This window comes from uncultured Microbacterium sp. (assembly GCF_937927635.1).
Taxonomy (GTDB): Bacteria; Actinomycetota; Actinomycetes; order Actinomycetales; family Microbacteriaceae; genus Microbacterium.
The window spans coordinates 89,677-112,662 of sequence record NZ_CALBRW010000012.1 but is presented as its reverse complement, the minus strand read 5'-3'; the positions used below and the strand labels follow the sequence as shown (position 1 = coordinate 112,662).

Genomic DNA, 22,986 nt, shown 5'->3' with positions numbered 1-22,986 from the left:
GCGGGGCCCGAATGGCGGGCTCACGGGCGCGGAGCCAGCCACATGCGACCCGCGACACTCCCGGCGACTGGCGACCGCATTCCGCGGGGCCCGAATGGCGGGCTCACGGGCGCGGAGCCAGCCACATGCGACCCGCGAAAAGACGCCCCGCGCCTGTCCGTAGGGCGAGAGGACCCCGTGCCGCGCACCGTAGGCTGGGCGCGTGGAGATGTCGGAGCTGAGCGCGCTGCTCACACGAGACGGGCTCGCGCTGCTGGACGAGGTCGGCGAGATCGCGAGTTCGGGTGAGGTCGCGAAGGCCGTCTCGCGGCTGCGTGCGGCAGGGCACTCCCCCGACCTGGTCTCGGCTGTGGTCGGGCAGGCGCACCTGCGCGTGAAGGCGCGGTCCAAGTTCGGGGAGTTCGCCGAGCGGATGCTGTTCACCCGGGCGGGCCTGGAGCAGGCCACCCGCCTGAACGTCGCCACCCTGCACGCGGTGCGGATGCGGCAGGCCGGCATCACCGCGGTGACGGACCTCGGCTGCGGCATCGGCGGCGACAGCCTGGCGTTCGCCGGCGCGGGACTGCGCGTGACAGCCGTGGACGCGGATGCCGTGACCGCCGCCATCGCGGCCTACAACCTCGCGCCGTTCGGCGAGGATGCGGCCGTGCGGCAGGGGCTCGCCGAGGATGCCGTGAGCGCCAGCCGCGGAGATGTGCAGCTGCCGCGGACAGATTCCGCGGATTCGTCCGCGCGAAGCGCACAAGTCCGCGGGGAGCGCTCGGCGGTCTGGCTCGACCCCGCGCGCCGCACCGCCGGGCATTCCGAGACGCGCCGGCTGTCGGCATCCGACTGGTCGCCGTCGCCGGACTGGTGCTTCCAGGTCGCCCGCGAGCACCCCACGGGGATCAAGCTGGGTCCCGGCCTCGACCGCGACCTCATCCCCGACGACGTCGAGGCGCAGTGGGTCAGCGCCGATGGCAGCGTCGTCGAATTGGTGCTGTGGTCCGGTGCGCTGGCGCGTGAAGGCATCCGCCGGGCAGCGCTGGTCGTCGCGGGCGGGCAGACGCACGAGCTGACCGCGGCGGCGGACGCCGAGGATGTGCCGGTCCGCACACTGGGCGCGTTCGTGCACGAGCCCGACGGCGCCGTCATCCGCGCCCGCCTGATCGGCGACGCCGGGCGGATGCTGGATGCCGGGATGCTCGATGAGCGCATCGCCTACCTCACCGGCGACAAGCCCGTGACCAGCCCGTTCGTGCAGTCTTTCCGCGTGCGCGACACCATGCCCGCACATCCGAAAGCCATCAACGCCGCCCTGCGCGCGAACGACATCGGCCGCCTGGAGATCAAGAAGCGCGGCATGGACATCGACCCCGCCGCCTTCCGGAAGAAGCTCGCTCTCCAGGGCTCTCAGGAGGCGACGCTGATCCTCACCCGCGTCGGCGAGAAGAGGATCGCCATCCTCGCCGATCGGGTCTGAGCGGGTTTCAGCCGATGTCACCGGTCGTGTCGTCGATGGACGTGCACTGGCCGGTGGCCGAATCGCACGATACCCGCGACACCGCCGACGGGTCTCGTACGACGCTCACCGCGATGCCGTGATTCTCGGTGAATCGCGCACTGTAGGCCGCGTCCCGGAATCCGATCTGGATGACGGCGTCGACCATGGGATCCGTGCAGGACTTGGTGACGTCGTGCGAGTCCGGGTCGACCACGGCGATGCAGAACTGGTCGCCCCACGTGGTCCAGATCGGGATGTCTCCGTCGACGCCGGAGATCATCAACTCGGGCCCCGTGAAGCCGTCCTGCTCCAGCACGTTCACGAGGTCGAGCTCGGCCTGGGAGTACTGCGCCTGCCAGCCGTCGTCATACGAAGCCGTGTTGATCCTGTTGACGATCACTGAGCGCTCACCGCTGATGTTCGTGAGCAGCACGGCCGTGATGATGGAGCGCAGATCTCCCTCACCGGTCTCCGACTGCACGCCGATCATGCCGTTGCCGTACGTGCCCGTCTTCGGGTCGGCACATTGGGTCTCGCGGTGCCCGTCGAGCAGCATGATGATGCACTCCTGCCCGCTCTTCGCCGCGGTCCATACGGAGGCGCCGTGCTTCGTGCCGGCGAACGACACGGAGCCGGCCTTGAAGCCGCCGTCGGCGACCAGGTCGTCGTACACCTGCCGCTGCGCCGCGTTCATGGCAGGGGGCGACGCGTGGGCGGGACGCGGAGAGACCAGCCAGCCCACGCCGAGTCCGACGACCAGCGCCACCAGCAGGACGACCGGTATCAGCCAGCGCGGGTGCCTGCGTGTGGGACCTTCGACCTCTGGAGTCGCCGAGACTGTTGTCGACCCTTCGACGGGCTCAGCGACCCCGCCTTCAGGTTCCTCAGCGGGCGCTTGAGGTTCCCCGGCGGGCGCTTGAGGTCCCTCGGCGGGCGCGGCCGCTTGAGCGGGCACCGGCTGCGACAGCATCCGCAGCTCTTCCGCCTCCTCGGGTGTGAGGCTGCCGCCCGGTGCGAACGCGCGGCGCTGCAGGTCGCGCCTGCGCGCGTCGGCGGCACTCACTGCGCACCTCCCGGAAGGCGCGTGATGCTCAGCATGCTGCTGCGATCCGAGGTCAGCACACCGTAGACCGTGTCACCGACGGACAGGGCGACCTGGTCGTAGCCCGAACCGCACTGCTGCACCACGACGCCGGTGTCCTGCACGACCATCAGGCAGGGGCCCGAACCGTCAGGCGCGTTCCCCATCCACACCGGGGTGTCGCCGTCGTAGCCGAGGATGCTGATCGTCTCGCCGTCGAAGCCTGCTGCCACCAGATTCTCAGCCTGCTTCAGTTCCGCATCGCTGTACTGCATGCGCCAGTCCCAGGGCTCATTCGCACGCTGCCGCTGCACGATCACGGCAGGATTCCCCGCGATGTCGTCGCTGAGCGTGGCCCACAGGGCATAGTCCACGCCCTTCTCCTGGTAGGTCAGGGTGGCCTGGACGGACATCTCCTGATCGGTCTCCGTCGGCATCGCGCAGCCCACCATGGAACGGCCGTCGAGCGGGCCGGGACGGGTGAGGACGACGCAGGGCAGATCACCCTGCTGCCTGGTCGCCGACCAGATCGACGCGCCGTACTTCGTACCGACGAGATGGATCGACCCGGGATCGTACTGACCGGATGCCTCCAGCTTCGCCCAGGCGTCCTGCTGCTGCGCGGTCATCGGAGTCTGCATCAGGCGTCCGAAGACGAAGGAGCCCACCACGATGCCCACCACGAGCGCGACCACCGCGAGGACGGGGATCAGAGGGAAGCGGCGGCGCGGCTTGAGGACGGATGCCGGTGGCGCGACGTCCTCCGTGGTCTCCGTCATGCGCGGACCGGGCACAGGAGCCGGCGATCCTTCACTTCGACTCGCTGACGCTCGCTCAGTACGAGCGACGGGCTCAGGGACCCAGACCTCGGAGGTCTCAGCGACAGGCTCAGGGACCCAGACCTCGGAGGTCTCAGCGACAAGCTCAGGGCCCCGGACCCGGGCATCCAGCTCCCGCAGCTCCGCGGCCTCGGCCTCGCTCAGCCCGCCACCCGGCGCATAGGCACGCCGCTGCAGCTCACGTCGTCGTGCGAGCTCCGCGGCATCCAGCATCCGTCACCCCAGCTTCTCGAACTGCATGGTCGCCCACAGCAGCCAGCCCGCGCTGAAGAGCGTCGCGCACAGTCCCAGCACCAGCGCCCACATCGCCACCGCGCGGTTCTCGATCGGGCGGCGCAGCGACATGATGGCCGCGATCACCGCGACGATCGCGACGGGGATGCCCCAGCCCACGAACATCGAGGTCGCCAGCGCCACGATCGCCGCCACCAGTGTCCAGGGCGCCAGTCGCGCATCGTCCATCGGCTCGGGAACGGGCTCCACTGTGGGCGTCCAGCCCGTGTCGGCGAGCTCCTCGGTATCCGGCACCAGCGGCTCCATGGAGACCGGACCCGTCGGCAGCCTGTCGTACCCCTTGCGCGCACCGGGCACGGCCGCGCCGCCCTCGGGGCGGGCGACCTCGGGAGTGGGGCCCTCGATGCGCGGATCGGTCACGCCGGACTCACCTGGATCTCGGTGACCGGCAGCGTGGAGTCCGCGCCGAACGCCAGTGTCGACGGCCCCCGGCCGGAGGCGATGAGCTCGACGGCGAGGCCTGCGATCATGGCGCCGTTGTCGGTGCACAGACTGAGCGGCGGGATGCGCACGGTCACGCCGGCGGCATCCGCTCTCTCCAATGCCACCTCGCGCAGCCGCTTGTTGGCGATCACGCCGCCGCCCAGCAGCAGCCGCGGCACGCCGCGATCCTTGCAGGCCGCCAGCGCCTTCGTCACCAGCACATCGACGACGGCCTCGCGGAAGCTGGCCGCCACATCGGCGACCGGGATCTGCTCGCCGTTCGCCTCGGCGCGCTCGATCCAGCGCGCGACGGCGGTCTTCAGGCCCGAGAACGAGAAGTCGTAGCGGTGCTTCTCAAGATCGGATGCCTTGGACAGCCCTCGCGGGAACCGGATGGCCTTCGGGTCTCCTCCGACCGCCGCCCGGTCGATCTGCGGGCCGCCGGGGTACGGCAGGCCCAGCAGCCGCGCGACCTTGTCGAACGCCTCGCCGGCGGCGTCGTCGACGGTCTCGCCCAGCAGCTCGACGTCGGTGGTGAGATCGCGTACGTGCAGGAGAGAGGTGTGCCCGCCGGAGACCAGCAGCGCGATGGTGGGGTACTCCAGCGGCTCGGTCTCATGCTCGGGCGAGGCGAGGATGTCGGCGGCGATGTGCCCGACCAGGTGGTTCACGGCGTACAGCGGCTTGTTCAGGCTGACCGCGAGACCCTTCGCCGCGCCGACGCCGACCATGAGGGCGCCGGCCAGGCCCGGTCCGCTGGTGACGGCGATCGCGTCGAGGTCGTCGAGGGTGACCTGCGCCTCGGCGAGCGCCTTCTCGATCGAGGGCTGCAGCGCCTCGAGGTGCGCGCGGGCGGCGACCTCGGGGATCACGCCGCCGTAGCGGGCGTGCTCGTCCATGCTCGAGGCGATCGTGTTGGACAGCAGCTTCCGGCCGCGCACGATGCCGATGCCGGTCTCGTCGCAGCTGGATTCGATGCCCAGCACCAGGGGTTCGTTCACTCTGCACTCCAGGTCGTGAGGTCCAGCCGCATCACGATGGCGTCCACATCGTCGGGCTGATAGTAACGGGGGCGGCGGCCGATCTCCGCGAAGCCCTCGGAGCGGTACAGCCCCTCGGCCACGGGGTTGTCGGCGCGCACCTCCAGGAACAGCTCGCGCGCGTCGCGGCTCACGGCTTCGGCGATCAGGGCGCGCAGCAGGGTGCGTCCCCTCCCCCGTCCGCGGTTCTCGGGGGACAGCGCGATGGTCTGGATGTCGGCATCCGATCCGCCGCGCAGCGCGCGCAGTCCGCCGTAGCCGACCACGCGGCCCTCCTGCTCGTCCACGAGATAGTGGCCGTGCTCGCCTGTCAGCTCCGCGGCCATGGTGCTCTCGCTCCACGCATCGGTGGGGAAGCTCGCGCGCTCCAGCGCCATGATCGCGTCGAGGTCGCCGGCGGTGGCGAGGCGCAGGGTCACGAGCTCACCCGCTTGGGGCGGCCCGGCTGCACGACATCCGGCGAGCGCAGGTACAGCGGCTCGGCGCCGGTCAGCGTGCGGTTCGCGGCGATCACGCGTGCGCCGACGCGGGCGAGGGCGGCTGCGTGCAGCTCGACGGCCTCGTGCGCGGGGCGCTCCAGCGCGGTGCCCTGCTTCTCGAGACGGGTGGGGATGAGCAGATTCGGGATGCCGTCGGCATCCGCTCCGTCGAACACGCTCACCGCGATCTCGCGACGGCGCGCGTCGGTGACCACCGCGAAGGGGCCGGTGGTGCCGTCGTCGAGCAGCATCTGCGCGATGGCGTGGTGGCTGGGGACGGGGATGACCGGGATGCCGCGGCCCAGTGCGAACGCGCGCGCCGCGGCGATGCCGATGCGCAGACCGGTGAAGGGTCCCGGCCCCATGCCTGCGACGACGTGCGTGATACCGGGCTGCGCGACCTGCGCCAGCAGGTCGCCGATGACCTCGGCATGGCCGAGCGGGTCGGGTGCTGCGGCTTCGGCGACGGTGCGCCCGTCGGCGTCGATGACGGCGACGGCCGTGCCCAGGGAGGTGTCGACGGCGAGGATCACGTCTCCAGGGTAGTCGCGGTCACCCGGTGCGCTGCCGAGAGGCCCGGATCAGCCCAGCGCCGCCCGCAGCGGATAGTCCTGCCCGTCGAGGATCACCTGTGCGGCACGACCCGTGGTCGCGTCGGCGACGATCGGTGCCAGAAGGTTCACCTGGGCGCCTTCGGCGGAACGGCCGGCGACCACCAGCAGGAGCGCGTCCGCGGGCGCAGCCAGCCCGAGCTCGGCGACCTGCTCGTCGGAGATCACCGGGCTGTAGTCCGCGATGACCAGGCTCGGGTCCAGCACGAACAGCCGAAGTGCCGCATCGTCGACAGCATCCAGCGTGAACAGACCCTCGGCGCCGTCGACGGGGTCGAGAGCGAACTCGGTGTGCGGTTCGAATCCGGGCGGAGGTGAGACGAAGTGCAGCAGCGCGGTCATCGCAGGAAGTCCATCAGCGAGGGCTGCAGCACGCGCGCCGTCACGGCCAGCGAGGACTGGACGACGAGCTCCTGGGCCTGGAGCCGCACGAGCACCTCCACCGAGTCGACATCCTCGACGGCGGCACGGCGAGCCTCCAGCGACACCTGATCGTGCATGGTCGCCTCTTTCGCGCGTTCCATCTGGGCCTGGCGGACGCCGACCGCACCCTGTGCACTGAGCATAGCCGTGCGACGCTCGTCGATCTCGCCGAGGTGGGCGCTCACGCCGGTGCCGGCGCGGAGGTCGGCGGCGATGCGATCCAGCAGGGCGAACACCGAATCGGCGCCGTCGCCGAAGACGGCCGTGCCGTCGGTGTCCACGCGGATGGATGCCTCGTCCGACACCCGCCGCACGACCGCGGAGCCGGGAGCGCCGCTGTGCGCATAAGCCGCATCGAACGCGGGGGCATCCGATGTCCCCGCGAAGACGGAGCGTCCCAGCACCGCCGTGTTGGCCTGCGCCAGCAGCTCGTCGCGAAGGCCCTCGATCTCGACCGCGATCGCCCCACGCGACTCGGCGTTCATGGTCCCGTCGTTTGCGCCCTGCACGACGAGGTCGCGGGCCCTGCCCAGCAGCGCCGTGCTGGACGAGATCGCGGAGTCGGCGGCCGTGACCCAGGCGATGCCGTCATCGATGTTTCGTGCGTACTGCGACGTGCGGCGCTGCTCGTCGTGCAGATTCAGCGCGGCGATCGCGGCCGACGGATCGTCGGACGGCGCGGCGAAGGCGCGCTGCGACACCGCCTGCCCCTGCAGTCTGGCCAGCTCGGAGAGGTTGGCCTGCAGCTGCCGCGTCGCGGAGTCCGTCATGGCTCCGGAGGTGATGCGCGAGATCATGATGTGCTCCTATCGACCCACGAGGCCGGTTCGGTTGATCAGGACGTCCAGGGCCTCGTCGACCGCGGTCAGCACGCGGGCGGCGGCCTGGTAGGCGCTCTGATGGGTGAGCAGGTCGACCGTCTCCTCGTCGCCGTCGACGGCGGAGACCGAGCGCTGCGCCGAGACAGCCGAGACGGATGCCGTCTCCGCCAGCCGCGCACGCTGCACATCGCCCGCGGTGCCGACGGCGAAGCCGGAGACCAGGTCGGCCCAGATCGCGTCGGGTGCCCCTGCGGCGCGGCCGAGCTGCGAGATGGCATCCGCGTTGCCGGCATCCAACGGACCGGCGCCGGGCGCGGCCAGGGCGAGATCCGAGGGAGAACCGACGGCGACGCTCAGGCCCAGCGCGGCCGGACCCGTCGCCGAGATCGTGAAGAAGTCGCCTCCCGCGGCTCCGGAGGCCGTCACGCCGGCGCGATGCTGCGTGTTCACCGTGTCGGCGAGCGCCGTGGCGACGGCGTTGTACGACGTCGCCAGCGATGCCAGCATCCCGCCGTCCTGGGCGGGTGCGAGCAGGCCGAGAGCCGCTCCGAGCTCACCGGAGTCCACCGCGACGGGAAAGCCGGACGCGCCCGCCCAGGACACCACCGTGCGACCGCCCGCGTCGATCGACGTCGGTCCGTCGACGGCGAGCTGCCGCGACTCGACGCCCGAGACGAGCGCATTGCCGTCGAGCCGCACCGTCATGGTGCCGTCGTCCTCCAGGGTGCCGCGCGCTCCGGTCAGCCGGGAGACGCTCTGCACCAGGGAGTCGCGGCGGTCGATGAGCTCGTTGGCGGATCGGCCGGTGGCCAGCGCGTCGCGGATCTCGCGGTTCAGCCCGGCGATCTGACCGGCCGCCTCGTTCACCTGAGCGACCGTGCGGTCGACGGACCCGCGCACCCCGGTCCACTGCGAGGCCACCGCACGGTAGCCGTCGCCGATGCGCGCGGCGAGCGAGCCTGCGGACTCGATCACCACGGCGGCAGCCGCTCCCGAGTCCGGCGTGTTCGCGAGATCCTGCCATCCCGACCAGAACTGGGACAGGCGTGCTGCCAGGCCGTCCTCGGTGGGCTCCTGCATGGCGGCCTCGGCGGTGGTCGCGGCCACTGCGCGTGCCGACCAGTAGCCCGAGGCGCCCACGGCGTCGCGCACGCGGGCGTCCAGCAGCGCGTCGCCCAGGCGCGAGATGCCGTCGATCCTGACGCCCTGCCCGGGCTGCGCGCCCATGCTGAACCGGCCCGATCGGGCGACGGCCGCGACCGCGGAGGTGTCCACCCGCTGCCTCGTGTAGCCCTCCGTGCCCTGATTGGCGATGTTCTGGCCGACGACGTCCATGCCGCGTCGTGCCGCGGCCAGTGCGCTGGCCGCCGTGGTCAGTCCGCTGAATGTGGACATGTCCGCCTCTCCGTCAGATCCGGGTGTCGACGATGCGGGCGGAATCGCTGGTCGCGCGATCCCCCCGCGTGGTGTATTCGCCGGCGTCGTCCCCGAGACTCGCCAGCGTCTCCTGCGTGGCGCGCAGCACCGCGCGCAGCTGCTGAGAGTTCGAGTCCCGCATACTCGCGATCTCGCCCGTCAACTGGGTCATCGCCCGAAGATGATCGGAGAACACGCCTCGCCAGGCATCGGTCGGCGCCTTCGCGATGAGCTCGCGGATGCCGGAGCCCTCCGGCGCACCCCACTCCCCGGCGACCCCGTCCGCCTCGACGACCCGGGACATGCTCGCCTCGCGCAGGCGCTCCAGCACGGTCTCGATCTCGCGCGTGGCGTGCTGCATCCAGCGCGTACGCCCCGCCAGGAGCAGCAGCTCCTGCTCCTCCAGCTTGAACAGCAGCATCTCCAGCAGTTCGCGCTCCCGCCACAGCTGCATAGACAACTCGTTCGCTCCCACGTGCATCCTCTTCCCCAAGGACCCCAGACAAGGCCACAGATCGTTGGCCCCGCACTGACTATCGGCCACCCTCGGACCATTGTTATCCCGCCGAGATGAAGAACTCCCGAATTCTCCGCCCCGCGCACTTCTTCTGCCGCGGATTCCGTGCAAGACTCCTCTCCGAGGGCGAGGGAGCGAGACGCACCGGGTGGGACCGGTGGGTCGAGTTGCCTCGATCGAGTGCCGGTTCTCCTTGAGGGAGGGAGAACCGGAGAGCTGGTCCTTCTTGAGGGAGAAGGACGTGAGAGGGCACTGCTATGTCGACGCTTGTCGAGCGCAACAGGCTGATCGTGGAGAACCTGCCGCTGGTCGGATATCTGGCGGCGGAGACGCATGCCCGCGCCACGCACATTCCGCGCGAGGATCTCGCGGCGGTCGGAGCGCTGGCGCTGGTGACCGCCGCCGACGCCTTCGATGCGAGCCTGGGAGTGCCGTTCGGCGCCTATGCCCGACGGCGCATCCTCGGCGCCTTCGCCGATGAGATGAGGTCGATGGACTGGGCCTCCCGCGGCATCCGCCGACGCATCAAGGAGACCATCGCGGTGAGCGACACCCTCGCGGCCGCCCTCGGACGCGCGCCGTCGGTCGCCGAGATCGCGACGGCCATGGCCACGTCCGAGCAGGAGGTCATCGAGGCGCTGGCGGATGCCGCACGCTCGGTGTCCTCGCTCGACGACGGCCACGAACTGGACCTGGTCGCGGACATGCCGCTGCCCGAGGAGTCCGCCGTGCTCGCCGAACGGCGAGCCGTGCTGGAGCACGCCGTCACCGCCCTCCCCGAGCGCATGCAGCTGATCATCCGGGCGGTCTACATCGAGGAGCGGCCCGTCAAGGACATCGCCGCGGAGCTGGGCGTCTCGCACTCCGCGGTCTCCCAGCAGCGCTCCGAAGCCGTGCGTCTGCTGCGCGACGCGATGGAGCGGTACTTCCACGAGAACGGCGAACCGCCGATCACCTCGCGGGTGTCCGCGACGGTCCGCGACGCCTTCTTCGACCGGATCGCCGCGACCGGCGGGGACCTCATGGCGCGCGCGTTCGGCAGGCACGCCTTCATCTCCTGACCGGCGCGCATCGCCGGCATCCTCCTAACGCGTCGCCTGCTGCGACCGATAGAGGTTCGTGGAGCCCACGGACGGGCTCCGCACGAACACAATCACGGAGGAACACACCATGGGTATGCAGATCAACACCAACGTGTCGGCGCTGAACGCCTATCGCAACCTGGCCAGCACGCAGAACGATCTGTCGAAGTCGCTCGAGAAGCTCTCCAGCGGTCTTCGCATCAACCGGGCCGCGGACGACGCGGCGGGCCTGGCGATCTCCGAGGGCCTGCGCGCGCAGGTCAACGGCCTGAACGTCGCAGCCCGCAACGCCCAGGACGGCATCTCGGTCATCCAGACCGCTGAAGGCGCCCTGACCGAGGTCCACTCCATCCTGCAGCGCATGCGCGACCTCGCGGTGCAGGGCGCCAACGACTCGAACAACACCGACTCGCGCGCTGCCATCAAGAACGAGGCCGACCAGCTGGGTGCGGAGCTCTCGCGCATCTCGGAGTCGACCAACTTCAACGGCATCAACCTGTTCCAGGCCGGTGCGACTGCGGGCCCCGCCTCGCTGACGTTCCAGGTCGGTTCCGACGGCACCTCGGCCTCGCAGATCAGCGTGAACATGCTCGACCTGTCGACCGCTCTTGGAGACGGGACCACCGACCTCGTGGCACTGACCGCGGGCACGCTGGCAACCGATGCCGCCGGGTTCAATGTGACCGACGCGACGACCGCTGCCGCGACCATCACCCTGATCGACAAGGCGATCACCAACGTCTCGACGGGTCGCGCCGAGCTCGGTGCGAACCAGAACCGGTTCGAGTCGGCGATCAACTCGCTCAACGTGTCGGCGGAGAACCTGTCGGCCGCCGAGAGCCGCATCCGCGACACCGACATGGCGTCGGAGATGGTCAAGTTCACCTCGAAGAACATCCTGTCGCAGGCCGGCACCGCGATGCTCGCGCAGGCGAACCAGTCCAACCAGGGCGTGCTGCAGCTGCTCCGCGGCTGATCCGCTCGCGCTGACGCCGGGCGGGTGAGCACCCCGCTCCCCCGCCCGGCGTCGGCATCCGCTCTGTGATGAGGAAGGCTCGCATGGCACTCTCTCTCGACGGCCTGGTCTCCGGCATGGACACCACCGCAGTGATCAAGGCGCTGATGGACGTCGAGTCCATCCCGCGCAACCTGCTGAGCGCGAAGAAGGACGACAAGAACGTCATCATCTCGAATCTGCAGTCCCTCAACTCTGCGATTCAGGATCTGGCCGCCAAGGCCAAGGCCGCGACCGTCCCGGGCTCCCTCTCCCGGTGGACGGCGACCTCGTCCTCCCCGTCGGCGACCGTGACCGCCGGTGCGGACGCCGTCCCGGTCTCCGCCGACATCGTCGTCGACGCCGTCGCTCAGCGCCACAGCATCGTCACCTCCGCGTTCAGCACCTGGCCGGCAGATCCGCCCGTCCTCACCCTCGAGAACGCCGCCGGCGAGCTGAAGACCATCACCGCGGCCTCCGGCTCCGCTCAGGACGTGGCCCGCGCCATCACGGCATCCGGATTCGGCGTCACCGCCACCGCCGTCCCCTCCGGAAAGGATGCCTCGGGCAACGCCCTCTACCGCCTGCAGGTGACCGCGGACCAGCCCGGCGCCGACGGGACGTTCCGCATCTTCCGCGGCTCCGACACCAGCGCCGATCTGGCCGCAGAACCCGGCGCGGCCGTGATCACCACGGGCGCCGATGCGCGGATACGGCTGTGGGCGGGCACCGCCGCCGAGCAGACCCTCACCAGCGGGTCGGGCACGTTCACCGGCCTGTTCCCCGGCGTCGACCTCACGGTCACCGCCGCTTCCCCCGACCCCATCACCATCACGGTGTCGACCGATCTCGCGGCGCAGAAGAGCGCGCACGGCGACTTCGTGAAGCAGCTGGCAGGCATCCTCACGCGCATCGACAACGGCTCCAAGGCCACGGTCGCTGACGCCCAGGGCAAGAACACCACCCTCGGAGTGTTCACCGGCGACAGCACGGTCCGCGCGCTGCGCGGCGCCCTCGCCGACGCCATCCAGCATCCGGTCGACGGCATCTCGCCATCGACCGTCGGCGTCTCGATCGACAGACACGGCGTGCTGAGCTTCGACGAGGACAAGTTCGCCGCCGCGCTGGCCGACGACCCCGCCTCCGTCGACGCCGTGTTCAGCGGCATTGCAGCCCGCGTGCAGGAGGTCTCCGAGCGGTACTCCGACAAGTACGACGGACTGCTCACCTCCCGCATCACCGGCCAGGAGCGCGAAGTGCGCAGCCTCAGCGACCAGATCGGGAGCTGGGACCTGCGCCTCGCGCAGCGCAAGACCACGCTGGAGCGCACCTACGCCCAGCTGGAGACCATGCTCGGCAAGCTGAAGTCGCAGTCCGACTACCTGAGCTCGCAGCTGGCCTCACTCCCCACGACGTCGAGCGGAGACAAGTGATGAACGCCGCACTGAGAGCACAGCAGCGCTACCGCGACGACGCGGTCCTGTCCGCCACGCCCGAGCGCCTGCTGACCATGCTGTACGACCGCCTGCTGCTGGACATCGACCGCGGCGAGGCCGCGCAGCGTGCGGGCGACTGGAGCACGGCCAACACGCAGCTGCAGCACGCGCAGTCGATCGTGGCCGAGCTGCAGTCCTCGCTCACCGACGGGTGGGACGGAGCCGCTGGCCTGCGCGCGCTGTACACGTTCCTCTCCGAGACCCTCATCGGCGCCAATGTCGGCCGCGACCCCGAGCGCGCCCACGCCGCGAGGGAGCTGGTGGCCCCGCTGCGTGAGGCCTGGCACGCAGCAGCCGACTCGCTGGCCGACGCGGCACGACCGGTCGCGGTGCAGGCGTGACGGCATCCGCCTGGGCGGAGCTGCTCGACACCTTCGAGCGGGAGCTGCTCCGCACGCCCGGCGACGGCGCGGGCACGGTGTGGAACCCGCCGGCCGAACCGCTTCCGCCCGAGCTCGCAGGCCGCGCGCGCGGCATCCTCGCCCGCCAGAGACAGCGCATCACCCTGCTCCAGACCGAGCTCGAGACGGTGGCCGGGCACCTGGACGCCGTGCGACGCGTCCCCGAGCCGGTGTCCGGCGCCCCCGCCTACCTGGACGTCGCCGGCTGACCGCAGTGCGAGGAGTCACGGCATCCGCCTAACGCACCCGGCACCGCGGCCGATAGAGCACGGCGAGCACGGATAGCTCGACTGTCATCGGCCAGGGATCGGCCACCGCCGCAACGGACGAAAGCCGACCGTGTTCGATTCTGTGACCTTCTCGGCGCTCAGCAGCGCTCTCGACGGGCTGTCGATGCGCCAGCGCGCCATCGCCGACAACATCGCCAACATCAACACCCCCGACTATCACGCCAAGCGGGTGCAGTTCGAGCAGGCCCTGGCGCAGGCCGTCAGTGCCGGCGACGGCACGGTGTCCCCCACCGTGGGCGAGTCGCTCGAGCCGACGCGCCTGAACGGGAACAACGTGAACCTCGACACCGAAACGCTCTCCAGCATCGACACCATGCTGCGCTACCAGTTCGCCACACAGGCCGTGAACGGATCGTTCGCGTCGGTGCGCACGGCCCTGAGGATGAGCTGATGACCTTCGACGCGATCGGCATCGCCGGCACGGGCATGACCCTGCACCGCAAGTGGCTGGATGCCCTCTCCGACAACATCGCCAACATCAACACCGCCGTCGCGACCAGCGATGCGGCGTTCCGCGAGCGCTACATCCTCGCTCAGACCAGCCCGGACTCCCCCGGTGCGTACGTGGCGGGCGCGGCGTTCGGCTCCGCCGAGGGCAGGCTGGTGCACCAGCCCGACCATCCGCTGGCCGATGCCGATGGCTATGTGCGCTACCCCGACATCGACCTGGGCTCGCAGATGAGCCAGCTCATCATGGCCCAGCGCGGCTACCAGGCCAGCGCAGGCACCGTCGATCGGGCGCGCAACGCCTACGAGGCGGCTCTGCAGATCGGACGCGGCTGACATGAATCCCCTCTCCGCCGTGGGAGCGGCCGCCGTCGGCTCCCCCGCCGTCGGCGCGCCGTTCGCGGCACCCGACGCGCCATCGGCCCCGGTTCGCGAGACCGGTGGCGACTCCGGGTTCGCGGCATCGATCCCCGGTGCCGTCGACGAGCTGCGGGGACTGCAGTCGCAGGCCGACGCTCTCAAGGTCGCGGCCGTCACGGGCGACCTGGATGACATCCACGCGGCGATGATCGCCTCCACGCGCGCCGCCGTGACCCTCGAGCTGGTCGCGGCCGTGCGCAACAAGGGCGTGGATGCGTTCAACGAGATCATGCGGATGCAGGCCTGATGCCCTCCGCGATCAGCGGCGCGCTGCAGCGCGTCAAGCGCGTCGCCGGGGGCTTCACGGTCGCCCAGCGCACCATCGCGATTATCGGCGTGGCCGTGCTCGTGCTGGGCACGGCGGCCCTGGTCAACTGGGCGACCCGACCGACGATGAGTCCGCTGTTCACCGGCCTGAGCGCCTCCGATGCCAACGCCGTGGTCGAGCAGCTGCGCGGCGCGTCCGTGCCGTACGAGATCGCCGACGGCGGGGCGACCGTGCTGGTGCCCGAGGCCGACGTGTACGACCAGCGGCTGGCAGCCGCGGCATCCGGCCTGCCTTCGTCCGGCACCGACGGATACTCGCTGCTGGACCAGATGGGCGTCACGACCTCGGAGTTCCAGCAGTCGGTCGCCTACAAGCGTGCCATCGAGGGCGAGCTTGCCAAGACCATCGAGGCTCTCGACGGCGTGTCCACCGCATCCGTCCGCCTCGCCATCCCCGAGGAGAGCGTGTTCGTCTCCGAGCAGGTCGACCCGACCGCATCCGTGTTCGTCGACACCGGCCGCGGGACGCTGGACACGCAGCAGGTCGAGGCGATCGTGCATCTCACCTCGGCGGCGGTCAGCGGCCTGAAGCCGACCAACGTGGCCGTGGTGGACCAGACCGGCCACACCCTGTCGGCTGTCGGCGGAGATGCGGCTGGCTCCGCCGCCGGCGATGCGAGCGACTACGAGACGCGCGTCGCGGCCAGCGTGCAGCGGATGCTGGACAAGCTGGTCGGCACGGGCAAGGCCACCGTGACGGTCACCGCCGACGTGGACCGCTCGGTGAGCCAGAAATACGACGAGAAGTACACCCCGCTCGAGAAGGGCGCCGCATCCTCCGAGCACGTGCGCACCGAGACCCGCGCGGACGGCAAGGGCGGCGCCGGCGTGCTCGGCCCGGACAACATCGCCGTCCCGTCGCCGGAGGGCGACAGCGGATACTCGCTCACCGATGAGACCCGCAACAACGTCATCAACCGCTCGGTGGAGTCCAGCACGACCCCGGCCGGGTCGATCAGCAGGCTCTCCGTCTCCGTCGCCGTGGACGCGTCGGCGGCGGCGGGCATCCCCGCCGATCAGCTGAACCAGCTGGTCTCCGCTGCGGCGGGGATCGACACCTCCCGCGGCGACGTGCTGTCGGTCGAGACGGTCGCGTTCAGCCCGACGGATGCCGATGCGGCCAAGTCCGCGCTGCAGGCGGAGCGGGACGCCGCGGAGGCGGACCGGCGCAACGGGCTGATCGGCGCGGCCATGATGGCCGCGGCCATCGGGCTGCCGGTGCTGATCGCCGTCATCGCCGTGATCCTCCTGGTGCGGCGTCGGATGCGGCCGAAGGACGAGTTCGAGGCGATGTTCGGCGAGGATGCTCCACGCGGGGTGCTCAGGCCGCCCGCCGAGGAGCTCGCCGCCGCCACTGTGCCGATGGAGCTCACCGGACCCGAGCCCGTGTTCGGCGAGGGGCTGCCGGAGATCGAGTCCGAGCCGGCGCAGGTCAGCATCGAACGCCGCCGCGCCGAGATCGAGGCTGCGAGCAGGCGCGACCCCAAGCGCACCGCCGAGCTGCTGCGCGGCCTGATCACGGAGGGCCGGCGCTGATGGCCGAACTGACCGGGGTGCAGACGGCCGCGATCGTGCTGATGAATCTGGATCGCGCCGCCGCCATCGAGGTGATGAAGCATCTGAGCGAGGCCGAGGCCGAGGCGATCGCCGCCGAGATCATCGGCCTGCACGACGTGGATGCGATGACCACGGCGGCGGCGCTGGGCGATTTCCAGCGGATGACGGCCGGGCATCTGCCGCCTGCCCGTGGTGGCCGGAATCTGGCCGTGGGACTGCTGGAGGCGTCGTTCGGCTCGGAGCGCGCCACCGCCGTGCTGGACCGGATGGGCACCGGCACAGGCAGCTCGGCATTCGATTTCCTCGACAGCGTCGACCCCGCGCACCTGGCCGCCCTGCTGGACGGCGAGCTGCCGCAGACCGCCGCCCTCGTACTCGCGCATCTGTCGACCGATCGGGCGGCGCTCGCCCTAGCTGCGATGCCGGACGGATCCCGCACCGAGGTCGCACACGCCATCGCGACGATGGGCACGGCCACCCAGGACGCGATCGCGATCGTGGCCGACTCCCTGAAGGAGCGCACCGGGATGTTCGCCGCACGGGACTCCCCCGAGCGACTGGGCGGCGTCGCCCCGCTGGTCGACATCATCAACCGCTCCGACGCCACGGTCGAGAAGGCGCTGCTGGAGAGCATCGAGCAGATCGACAGCGCGCTCGCGGAGGACATCCGCTCGCGCATGTTCACCTTCGCCGATCTCGTCCGGCTCGAGGGCCGCGATGTGCAGCAGGTGCTGCGCAGCATCGACATCCGCTCGCTGGCGCTGGCGCTCAAGGGTGCGGACGACAGCATCGCCGAGGTCATCCGCGGCAACATCTCCGAGCGCAACCGCGAGAACCTCGAGCTGGAGGCACGGTCGCTGGGCGCGGTGCGCATATCCCAGGTCGAGGAGGCCCGCGCCGAGATCGTGCACATGATCCGCGGACTCGAGGCCGCCGGTGAGATCACCGTGCAGCGCACCGACGAGGAGGAGTATGTCAGCTGACGTCTTCTCCCCCGCATCCTTCCCGCGGTTTTACGATGCGGATGCCGAGGCGCTGCGCGAGCGCGAACGCGAGCGTGGGTACGCCGACGGGCATGCGGAGGGCTTCCGCGCCGGAGTCGCGCGGGCGCTCGCGGAAGCGGAACGTGCGGAGCTGGTCCGTGCCGAGGCGGATGCCGCGCTGCGCCGCGACGTCGCCTCTGCCGTGACCGCGCTGCAGGTCGCCGCCGACAGGTTGACCGCCAGGGCGAGGGAGGTCACCGCCGCCTCCGAGCGAGAGGTCTCGGCCAGAGCCGTCGAGCTGGCGGAGCTGATCGTGGCCGTCGAGCTGTCCGAGCCGGGCATCGCCGCGGTGGCGGCAGTGCGCCGGGCACTGGCCGCGCACGATGCGGACGATGTGCGCTCGATCCGGCTGAGCCCCGACGACGTGCTGACGCTGGATGCCCAGGGCGGCCTGCCGGAGGGCATCCCGGTCACCGCCGATGCGGGACTGGTGCCGGGCGATGCGATCGTCGTCGTGGACGAAGGATTCGTCGACGCGCGGATCGGCGCCGCGCTGGATCGTGCGCGGCATGCCGTCGAAGACGCCGCGCTCGTCGACTTCGCCGCCGGGGAGATGCGATGAGCGCCTGGGCAGCGGTCCTCGACGCCGCCAGGCCGGAGCGGGTGGGGAGCGTCTCACGCGTGCGCGGCCTGGGCGTGGAGGTGCGCGGGCTGGACTGCGCCGTGGGCGATGTGGTGTCGCTGGGTGACGACGGCATCGCGGAGGTCGTGGCCATCAGCCGCGGCGCCGCGCAGTGCATGCCGCTCTCCTCCGCTGCGGGCGTGACCGTCGGCAGCCCGGTGCGCACCAGCGGCGGGCCGCTGCGGGTGCCGGTGGGCAGGGCGCTGATGGGCCGCGTGCTGGACGGCCTGGGGCGCCCCATCGACGGCAAGGGCCCGATCGCTGCGCCGCTGGTCAGCCTGGATCACGGCACGCCGTCGGTGCTCGGACGCGATCGCATCTCCGAGCCGCTGCCGCTGGGCGTGCGCGCGCTGGACACACTGACCTCCATCGGCCGCGGCCAGCGCGTGGGGCTGTTCGCCGGCTCCGGCGTCGGCAAGTCGTCGCTGCTGTCGATGATCGCCCGCGGCACCGAGGCGGATGCCACGGTGATCGCCCTGGTCGGCGAGCGCGGCCGCGAGGTGCGGGAGTTCCTCGAAGACGACCTGGGCCCCGAGGGCCTGGCGCGCTCGGTGGTGGTGGTCTCCACGTCGGATCAGCCCGCCATGGCGCGCATCCGCGCCGCGTTCACGGCCACGCGGATCGCCGAGGCCTTCCGCGATGAGGGCGTGCACGCCATCCTGATGATGGACTCGCTCACCCGCGTCGCCATGGCGCAGCGCGAGATCGGCCTGTCGGCGGGCGAGCCGCCGGCCACGCGCGGCTACCCGCCGTCGACCTTCTCGGTGCTGGCGGGGCTGCTCGAGCGCGCTGGGACGTCGCGCGGCGGATCGGTGACAGGCATCTACACGGTGCTCGTCGACGGCGACGACCACAACGAGCCGATCGCCGACGCCGTGCGCTCGATCCTGGACGGACACGTGGTGCTGGACCGTGCGCTGGCGCTCAGCGGCCACCACCCGGCCATCGACGTGCTGGGCTCGATCTCCCGCGTCGCGAGCAAGATCACATCGGTCCCGCAGCGCGCGCAGGCCACCGCCCTCCGTGCGGTGCTGGCGGCGCGGCGCGCGGCGAACGACCTGATCGACATCGGCGCCTACCGCTCGGGCGCGAACCCGCGCGTGGATGCCGCACTGGCGAACGAGCGGGCCATCTCGGCGTTCCTCACGCAGCCGCTCGACGAGCAGAGTCCCGTCGAGGAGTCCTGGCGGAGGCTGTCCGCCCTGGTCACCGATCTCGGAGGCGTATCGTGAACCGCTCCTTCTCACTCTCGGGACTGCTGCGCGTGCGCGCGATCCAAGAGCGTCAGGCCGCGCAGGAGCTGTCCCGCGCGGTCATCGACGCCGATCAGACCCGGGTGCGAGATCGTCGTCTGCGGGCAGCGCTGGGTGCGTCCGGCTCGGATGCCGTCGACGCCAGGTCGCTCGCCGCGCTCGCGGCCGCGCGTGTCGCAGGCCGCAGCATGCTGGCCGAGCTGGAATCCCTCGCGGCGCTTCAGCAGCAGGCGGTGCAGGAGGCACGGAGCGTGCACGACGATGCGCGCCGCGAGGTGCGCGGACTGGACCGGCTCGCCGAGGCGCATGCCCTGCGAGTGCGCGCCGACGAGCTGCGCGTCGAGCAGCACGAGCTCGACGAGATCGCCTCGCGCAGCGGGACGGAGGACCCGGCATGAGCCTGCTCAGCATCCCCGACATCACCCTGCCGTCTGCGCACCGCCAGCCGTCCCGCTCGGATGCCGCCTCCGGAGCCTCGGCGTTCGCCGACGCCGTCCGACACGAAGCGGTGCGACGCGATGATGCGCACCCGTCACCCCGCGAGCGCGCGGGACGGGATGATGCAGCGCCCGAGAAGAGCGTCGCGGAGGGCGGCACGGCGACTGCGTCCGCCGGACCGGTCCCCGCGGGCGTCCCCGGGGCCGGCGACCCGGTCGCCGTCACGGATGCCTCAGACGGGAGCAGCCCGGCAGGTCGGATCGACGCCACGACCACCGATCCACAGGCGACGGCGCGGTCGACCCACCTCCCCGCACCAGCGGACACGGGACTCGCCGGCACGACCGTGGACGCCATGAGTCCGGCAGCGGATGCGGTCATCCCGGCGACCGATGGGATCCCCGCCGCAGCTGTCACTGCGGCGGCAACGGCCGGTGACTCCGCCCCGCGCATCCCCACCGAACCGGACGCGGCGTCCACCGCCGTAGACGTCGACGCCTCGACGGACCCTGCCACCACGACCGGTGCCGTCGTCGCGAAGACGGTGCCGGCTTCGGCATCCGCCGGCGATCTCGCGGACGCCGATGCCGGGGCGCTGCCCGCGACCGGACAGGATACCCAGACGCCTGCCGGTGCGACCGCCGCGCCGTCGGCCTCTGGCTCACCCGGGACCATCGTGCAGGCTCCGGGGGTCGAGCCCGTCGGGGTGCCCATCGCAGGCAAGTCATCGACCGACACCCCTGCACCGACAGCCGGCGCGGCATCCGTCTCCGCCGCGACCGCTCCTGCACCGGACGGGATCACTCCCGCCGTGCCCACCGCTCCCGGCACGGCGACCGCGGCATCCGAGAGCATCCGCACGTCGGCGGAGCCGCGCGTCGCCGAAGCTGCTCCCACAGCTCCGGTCGTGGCGACCCCCGCCGACGCGCGCGCTGTCGCGGCATCCGCTGCACCCGCCCCTGCCGCACCCGTTCCGCGGCAGGTGCTGCTGCCGCAGCTGTCGGCTCCGGTGCTGTCGCTCGCGCGCGCCGCCGACGGCGAGCACAGTGTGACGCTGACCGTCGCCCCGGACTCGCTCGGACCCGTCACCGTGCGCGCCCACATCGCGGCGGGCGTGATCCGTCTCGAGCTGCACGCGCCGTCCGAGGCCGGGCGGGACGCACTGCGGGCGATCCTCACCGATCTGCGCCGCGACCTCGCGGCCGCCGCCCCGGGCGCATCGCTCGCGATGTCCTCGGACAGCAGCGCCGCAGGATCCACCGCAGACGGCCGCCAGGGAGCCGGTGGCCGCTCCGACCCCGGCGCAGGCCCCGATGCCCGATCCGGCGGAGGCGCCCGATCCGGCGGAGACGCCCGAGATGATCGCGGCGGGTTCCCCGACCACCGTCCGTCCCCGGCGTCCCCTCCCATCCGCACCCTGCCGCCGCACGGCGGCCTGGACCTCTACGCCTGAGGGGAAGGAGCCCCATGACCACCGTCGATCCGATCGCTGCGAGCGGCATCCACACCGGCAGCACCACGCCGCCCGCGGCCCGCAAGCAGAGCCTCGATTCCGAGGTGTTCCTCAAGCTGCTCGTGACCCAGCTGGCGAACCAGGACCCCAGTTCGCCGATGAACACCAACGAGATGATCGCGCAGACCACTCAGCTCGCCTCGATGGAGCAGCTGACCGAGCTGACCTCCACGACCACCGAGAGCTTCGCGCTCAGCATGCGGCAGACCGCCGCCGCGCTGATCGGCCGGGAGGCGACCTACACGAACGCCGACGGCGAGGAGCAGCGGGGCGTCGTGACCTCCGTCTCGTTCGCCGACGCCATGCCGAAGGTCACCATCGGCACCGATTCCATCGCCCTCGACGCCGTCACCGGCATCGCCATCGCCTCCTGAACCTCCTCCCCCGAAAGGCATCATCATGCTCCGTTCGCTCTTCTCCGGAATCTCCGGCCTGCGCAGTCACCAGACCATGCTCGACGTCACCGGCAACAACATCGCCAATGTGAACACCGTCGGCTTCAAGTCGTCGTCCACGCAGTTCCAGGACTCCCTGTCGCAGCTCGTGCAGAACTCCACCTTCCCGCGGGCCGACGCCGGCGGCACGAACCCCGCACAGGTGGGGCTGGGCGTGCAGCTGGCCGCGATCCGCACCAACTTCTCCGCGGGGGCCGCGCAGCCCACCGGCGTGCCCACCGATCTGATGATCGCCGGCGACGGCTTCTTCGCCGTGCGCTCGGGCGCCGAGACGCTGTACACCCGCAACGGAAGCTTCTCGTTCGACACCAGCGGGCGCCTCACCTCCGCCGACGGCGCTCTCGTGCAGGGGTGGACCGCGCGCAACGGCGTCATCACCACCGGCCAGGGACTGGGTGACATCACTCTTCCCGTCGGCGCCATCGCCCCCGCGGTCGCCACTACAACGACCACGGCGACCGGCAACCTCCCCTCGGAGACGGCCGTCGGCGAGGCGCTCGTGCGGGACATCGAGGTGTACGGCGCCGACGGCACGTCCGCGACACTGCAGCTGACCTTCACGCGCACGGCGACCGGCTGGGACGTCACCGATGGCTCCGGCGCATCCACGTCTCTCGCGTTCGCGAACGGCACACAGGCCGGCCCGTCCTCGCTGGTCTCCGGAGGGATCACCGTGGACCTCTCGGCAGTCACCGGCTATGCCGAAGTGAGCTCGCTCGCCCTCACCTCGCAGAACGGGCGCCCCGCAGGCAGCCTGATCTCCTACGCCCTCACCGAGGACGGCAGCCTGATGGGAACGTTCAGCAACGGTGAGACCGAAGTGCTCGCGCGTCTCGCCCTGGCGAACTTCACGAACCCGGGCGGCCTGGAGAAGACCGGCTCCTCGCAGTACCGGCCCAGCGCCAACTCCGGGGCGCCGACCATCGGCCAGGCCGGCGAGAACGGACTCGGCGGCATCATGAGCGGCGTCCTGGAGATGTCGAACGTCGACCTGTCGCAGGAGTTCACCAACCTCATCGTCGCCCAGCGCGGATTCCAGGCCAACGCGCGCATCATCACCACCAGCGACGAGGTGCTGCAGGAGCTGACCAACCTCAAGCGCTGACGCACTCGAGTCAGAGGCGGATGCCGTGGCCCTCGGGTCACGGCATCCGCCTCTCCACGGCATCCGCAACGCCCCTCGCGCGGCTCTCCCCGTCGCGCTGCTCTCCCCGTCGCGCT

Annotated in this window: 27 protein-coding genes; 17 read left to right on the top strand and 10 right to left on the bottom strand. The window is 71.2% G+C overall.

Going from position 1 to position 22,986, the window contains the following annotated elements; translation table 11 throughout:
• Positions 1–202: 202 nt before the first annotated feature.
• The gene (locus tag Q0568_RS03780) at positions 203–1,462 is read left to right on the top strand and encodes an SAM-dependent methyltransferase (RefSeq protein ID WP_298862470.1); all 1,260 of its coding nucleotides are present in this window, start codon (positions 203–205) and stop codon (positions 1,460–1,462) included.
• A 7-nt stretch (positions 1,463–1,469) separates the two neighbouring features.
• Here the strand turns inward: Q0568_RS03780 and Q0568_RS03775 are convergent, their stop codons facing one another.
• The 10 genes from Q0568_RS03775 to flgN form a co-directional block, all read right to left on the bottom strand.
• Complete coding sequence (locus Q0568_RS03775; RefSeq protein ID WP_298862467.1) at positions 1,470–2,546, bottom strand: hypothetical protein; 1,077 nt, start codon at positions 2,544–2,546, stop codon at positions 1,470–1,472.
• Positions 2,543–3,343: a hypothetical protein gene (locus Q0568_RS03770; protein ID WP_298862464.1), complete on the bottom strand. Its 801-nt coding sequence runs from the start codon at positions 3,341–3,343 to the stop codon at positions 2,543–2,545. The genes Q0568_RS03775 and Q0568_RS03770 overlap by 4 nt, the downstream gene beginning before the upstream one ends.
• A 276-nt stretch (positions 3,344–3,619) precedes the next feature.
• Positions 3,620–4,057: a hypothetical protein gene (locus tag Q0568_RS03765; RefSeq protein ID WP_298862461.1), complete on the bottom strand. Its 438-nt coding sequence runs from the start codon at positions 4,055–4,057 to the stop codon at positions 3,620–3,622.
• Positions 4,054–5,121, bottom strand: coding sequence for a tRNA (adenosine(37)-N6)-threonylcarbamoyltransferase complex transferase subunit TsaD (tsaD, locus tag Q0568_RS03760; RefSeq protein WP_298862458.1), 1,068 nt, complete (start codon positions 5,119–5,121; stop codon positions 4,054–4,056). Before tsaD ends, Q0568_RS03765 begins: the two co-directional genes overlap by 4 nt.
• Positions 5,118–5,579: a ribosomal protein S18-alanine N-acetyltransferase gene (gene rimI, locus Q0568_RS03755; protein ID WP_298862455.1), complete on the bottom strand. Its 462-nt coding sequence runs from the start codon at positions 5,577–5,579 to the stop codon at positions 5,118–5,120. The genes tsaD and rimI overlap by 4 nt, the downstream gene beginning before the upstream one ends.
• Positions 5,576–6,172 carry a tRNA (adenosine(37)-N6)-threonylcarbamoyltransferase complex dimerization subunit type 1 TsaB gene (gene tsaB / locus Q0568_RS03750; protein WP_298862452.1) on the bottom strand — a complete coding sequence of 199 codons (597 nt, stop codon included), beginning with the start codon at positions 6,170–6,172 and terminating at the stop codon, positions 5,576–5,578. Before tsaB ends, rimI begins: the two co-directional genes overlap by 4 nt.
• 48 nt (positions 6,173–6,220) lie before the next feature.
• A complete protein-coding gene (locus Q0568_RS03745) occupies positions 6,221–6,592 on the bottom strand; it encodes a flagellar assembly protein FliW (protein ID WP_298862450.1) in 372 nt (123 codons plus the stop codon).
• Positions 6,589–7,470 carry a flagellar hook-associated protein FlgL gene (flgL, locus tag Q0568_RS03740; RefSeq protein ID WP_298862447.1) on the bottom strand — a complete coding sequence of 294 codons (882 nt, stop codon included), beginning with the start codon at positions 7,468–7,470 and terminating at the stop codon, positions 6,589–6,591. The genes Q0568_RS03745 and flgL overlap by 4 nt, the downstream gene beginning before the upstream one ends.
• Positions 7,471–7,479: 9 nt before the next feature.
• Positions 7,480–8,889, bottom strand: coding sequence for a flagellar hook-associated protein FlgK (gene flgK / locus Q0568_RS03735; RefSeq protein ID WP_298862444.1), 1,410 nt, complete (start codon positions 8,887–8,889; stop codon positions 7,480–7,482).
• Positions 8,890–8,902: 13 nt separating this feature from the next.
• Complete coding sequence (gene flgN, locus Q0568_RS03730; protein ID WP_298862441.1) at positions 8,903–9,391, bottom strand: flagellar export chaperone FlgN; 489 nt, start codon at positions 9,389–9,391, stop codon at positions 8,903–8,905.
• A 293-nt stretch (positions 9,392–9,684) separates the two neighbouring features.
• Here flgN and Q0568_RS03725 point away from each other — a divergent pair, with 293 nt between their 5' ends.
• The 16 genes from Q0568_RS03725 to Q0568_RS03650 all read left to right on the top strand — a co-directional run bounded on the left by Q0568_RS03725 (position 9,685) and on the right by Q0568_RS03650 (position 22,870).
• Entirely contained in the window at positions 9,685–10,488 is an 804-nt protein-coding gene (locus Q0568_RS03725; RefSeq protein WP_298862438.1) for a sigma-70 family RNA polymerase sigma factor, read from the top strand.
• Positions 10,489–10,597: 109 nt separating this feature from the next.
• Positions 10,598–11,485, top strand: a complete 888-nt coding sequence (locus Q0568_RS03720; protein ID WP_298862435.1) for a flagellin — start codon at positions 10,598–10,600, stop codon at positions 11,483–11,485.
• 83 nt (positions 11,486–11,568) lie between these two features.
• Entirely contained in the window at positions 11,569–12,936 is a 1,368-nt protein-coding gene (fliD, locus tag Q0568_RS03715) for a flagellar filament capping protein FliD (protein ID WP_298862432.1), read from the top strand.
• Positions 12,936–13,340, top strand: coding sequence for a flagellar export chaperone FliS (gene fliS / locus Q0568_RS03710; RefSeq protein ID WP_298862429.1), 405 nt, complete (start codon positions 12,936–12,938; stop codon positions 13,338–13,340). The genes fliD and fliS overlap by 1 nt, the downstream gene beginning before the upstream one ends.
• Positions 13,337–13,609 carry a hypothetical protein gene (locus tag Q0568_RS03705; RefSeq protein WP_298862426.1) on the top strand — a complete coding sequence of 91 codons (273 nt, stop codon included), beginning with the start codon at positions 13,337–13,339 and terminating at the stop codon, positions 13,607–13,609. Before fliS ends, Q0568_RS03705 begins: the two co-directional genes overlap by 4 nt.
• A 130-nt stretch (positions 13,610–13,739) precedes the next feature.
• Positions 13,740–14,081, top strand: coding sequence for a flagellar basal body protein (locus tag Q0568_RS03700; protein WP_298862423.1), 342 nt, complete (start codon positions 13,740–13,742; stop codon positions 14,079–14,081).
• Entirely contained in the window at positions 14,081–14,473 is a 393-nt protein-coding gene (locus tag Q0568_RS03695) for a flagellar basal body rod C-terminal domain-containing protein (protein WP_298862420.1), read from the top strand. Before Q0568_RS03700 ends, Q0568_RS03695 begins: the two co-directional genes overlap by 1 nt.
• A gap of 1 nt (position 14,474) precedes the next feature.
• Positions 14,475–14,804 carry a flagellar hook-basal body complex protein FliE gene (fliE, locus tag Q0568_RS03690; protein ID WP_298862417.1) on the top strand — a complete coding sequence of 110 codons (330 nt, stop codon included), beginning with the start codon at positions 14,475–14,477 and terminating at the stop codon, positions 14,802–14,804.
• A complete protein-coding gene (fliF, locus tag Q0568_RS03685) occupies positions 14,804–16,420 on the top strand; it encodes a flagellar basal-body MS-ring/collar protein FliF (protein WP_298862414.1) in 1,617 nt (538 codons plus the stop codon). Before fliE ends, fliF begins: the two co-directional genes overlap by 1 nt.
• Positions 16,420–17,424, top strand: a complete 1,005-nt coding sequence (gene fliG, locus Q0568_RS03680; protein WP_298862411.1) for a flagellar motor switch protein FliG — start codon at positions 16,420–16,422, stop codon at positions 17,422–17,424. The genes fliF and fliG overlap by 1 nt, the downstream gene beginning before the upstream one ends.
• Entirely contained in the window at positions 17,414–18,046 is a 633-nt protein-coding gene (locus Q0568_RS03675) for a FliH/SctL family protein (protein WP_298862409.1), read from the top strand. The genes fliG and Q0568_RS03675 overlap by 11 nt, the downstream gene beginning before the upstream one ends.
• Positions 18,043–19,338 carry a FliI/YscN family ATPase gene (locus Q0568_RS03670; RefSeq protein WP_298862403.1) on the top strand — a complete coding sequence of 432 codons (1,296 nt, stop codon included), beginning with the start codon at positions 18,043–18,045 and terminating at the stop codon, positions 19,336–19,338. Before Q0568_RS03675 ends, Q0568_RS03670 begins: the two co-directional genes overlap by 4 nt.
• Positions 19,335–19,757 (top strand): flagellar FliJ family protein, encoded by a 423-nt coding sequence (locus Q0568_RS03665; protein WP_298862400.1) that lies wholly within the window; start codon positions 19,335–19,337, stop codon positions 19,755–19,757. The genes Q0568_RS03670 and Q0568_RS03665 overlap by 4 nt, the downstream gene beginning before the upstream one ends.
• Entirely contained in the window at positions 19,754–21,250 is a 1,497-nt protein-coding gene (locus tag Q0568_RS03660) for a flagellar hook-length control protein FliK (protein WP_298862397.1), read from the top strand. The genes Q0568_RS03665 and Q0568_RS03660 overlap by 4 nt, the downstream gene beginning before the upstream one ends.
• A 14-nt stretch (positions 21,251–21,264) precedes the next feature.
• A complete protein-coding gene (locus Q0568_RS03655; protein WP_298862394.1) occupies positions 21,265–21,684 on the top strand; it encodes a flagellar hook capping FlgD N-terminal domain-containing protein in 420 nt (139 codons plus the stop codon).
• A gap of 25 nt (positions 21,685–21,709) precedes the next feature.
• Positions 21,710–22,870 (top strand): flagellar hook protein FlgE, encoded by a 1,161-nt coding sequence (locus tag Q0568_RS03650; protein WP_298862391.1) that lies wholly within the window; start codon positions 21,710–21,712, stop codon positions 22,868–22,870.
• Positions 22,871–22,986: the final 116 nt, after the last annotated feature.

What these genes read in the sequence shown, in the direction of transcription:
- Q0568_RS03770 (WP_298862464.1), bottom strand. Translation starts at nt 3,343, where the DNA reads ATGACGGAGACCACGGAGGACGTCGCGCCACCGGCATCCGTCCTCAAG.
- Q0568_RS03745 (WP_298862450.1), bottom strand. Translation starts at nt 6,592, where the DNA reads ATGACCGCGCTGCTGCACTTCGTCTCACCTCCGCCCGGATTCGAACCG.
- flgL (WP_298862447.1), bottom strand. Translation starts at nt 7,470, where the DNA reads ATGATCTCGCGCATCACCTCCGGAGCCATGACGGACTCCGCGACGCGG.
- flgK (WP_298862444.1), bottom strand. Translation starts at nt 8,889, where the DNA reads ATGTCCACATTCAGCGGACTGACCACGGCGGCCAGCGCACTGGCCGCG.
- flgN (WP_298862441.1), bottom strand. Translation starts at nt 9,391, where the DNA reads ATGCACGTGGGAGCGAACGAGTTGTCTATGCAGCTGTGGCGGGAGCGC.
- Q0568_RS03725 (WP_298862438.1), top strand. Translation starts at nt 9,685, where the DNA reads ATGTCGACGCTTGTCGAGCGCAACAGGCTGATCGTGGAGAACCTGCCG.
- Q0568_RS03720 (WP_298862435.1), top strand. Translation starts at nt 10,598, where the DNA reads ATGGGTATGCAGATCAACACCAACGTGTCGGCGCTGAACGCCTATCGC.
- fliD (WP_298862432.1), top strand. Translation starts at nt 11,569, where the DNA reads ATGGCACTCTCTCTCGACGGCCTGGTCTCCGGCATGGACACCACCGCA.
- fliS (WP_298862429.1), top strand. Translation starts at nt 12,936, where the DNA reads ATGAACGCCGCACTGAGAGCACAGCAGCGCTACCGCGACGACGCGGTC.
- Q0568_RS03695 (WP_298862420.1), top strand. Translation starts at nt 14,081, where the DNA reads ATGACCTTCGACGCGATCGGCATCGCCGGCACGGGCATGACCCTGCAC.
- fliE (WP_298862417.1), top strand. Translation starts at nt 14,475, where the DNA reads ATGAATCCCCTCTCCGCCGTGGGAGCGGCCGCCGTCGGCTCCCCCGCC.
- fliF (WP_298862414.1), top strand. Translation starts at nt 14,804, where the DNA reads ATGCCCTCCGCGATCAGCGGCGCGCTGCAGCGCGTCAAGCGCGTCGCC.
- fliG (WP_298862411.1), top strand. Translation starts at nt 16,420, where the DNA reads ATGGCCGAACTGACCGGGGTGCAGACGGCCGCGATCGTGCTGATGAAT.
- Q0568_RS03675 (WP_298862409.1), top strand. Translation starts at nt 17,414, where the DNA reads ATGTCAGCTGACGTCTTCTCCCCCGCATCCTTCCCGCGGTTTTACGAT.
- Q0568_RS03670 (WP_298862403.1), top strand. Translation starts at nt 18,043, where the DNA reads ATGAGCGCCTGGGCAGCGGTCCTCGACGCCGCCAGGCCGGAGCGGGTG.
- Q0568_RS03660 (WP_298862397.1), top strand. Translation starts at nt 19,754, where the DNA reads ATGAGCCTGCTCAGCATCCCCGACATCACCCTGCCGTCTGCGCACCGC.
- Q0568_RS03655 (WP_298862394.1), top strand. Translation starts at nt 21,265, where the DNA reads ATGACCACCGTCGATCCGATCGCTGCGAGCGGCATCCACACCGGCAGC.
- Q0568_RS03650 (WP_298862391.1), top strand. Translation starts at nt 21,710, where the DNA reads ATGCTCCGTTCGCTCTTCTCCGGAATCTCCGGCCTGCGCAGTCACCAG.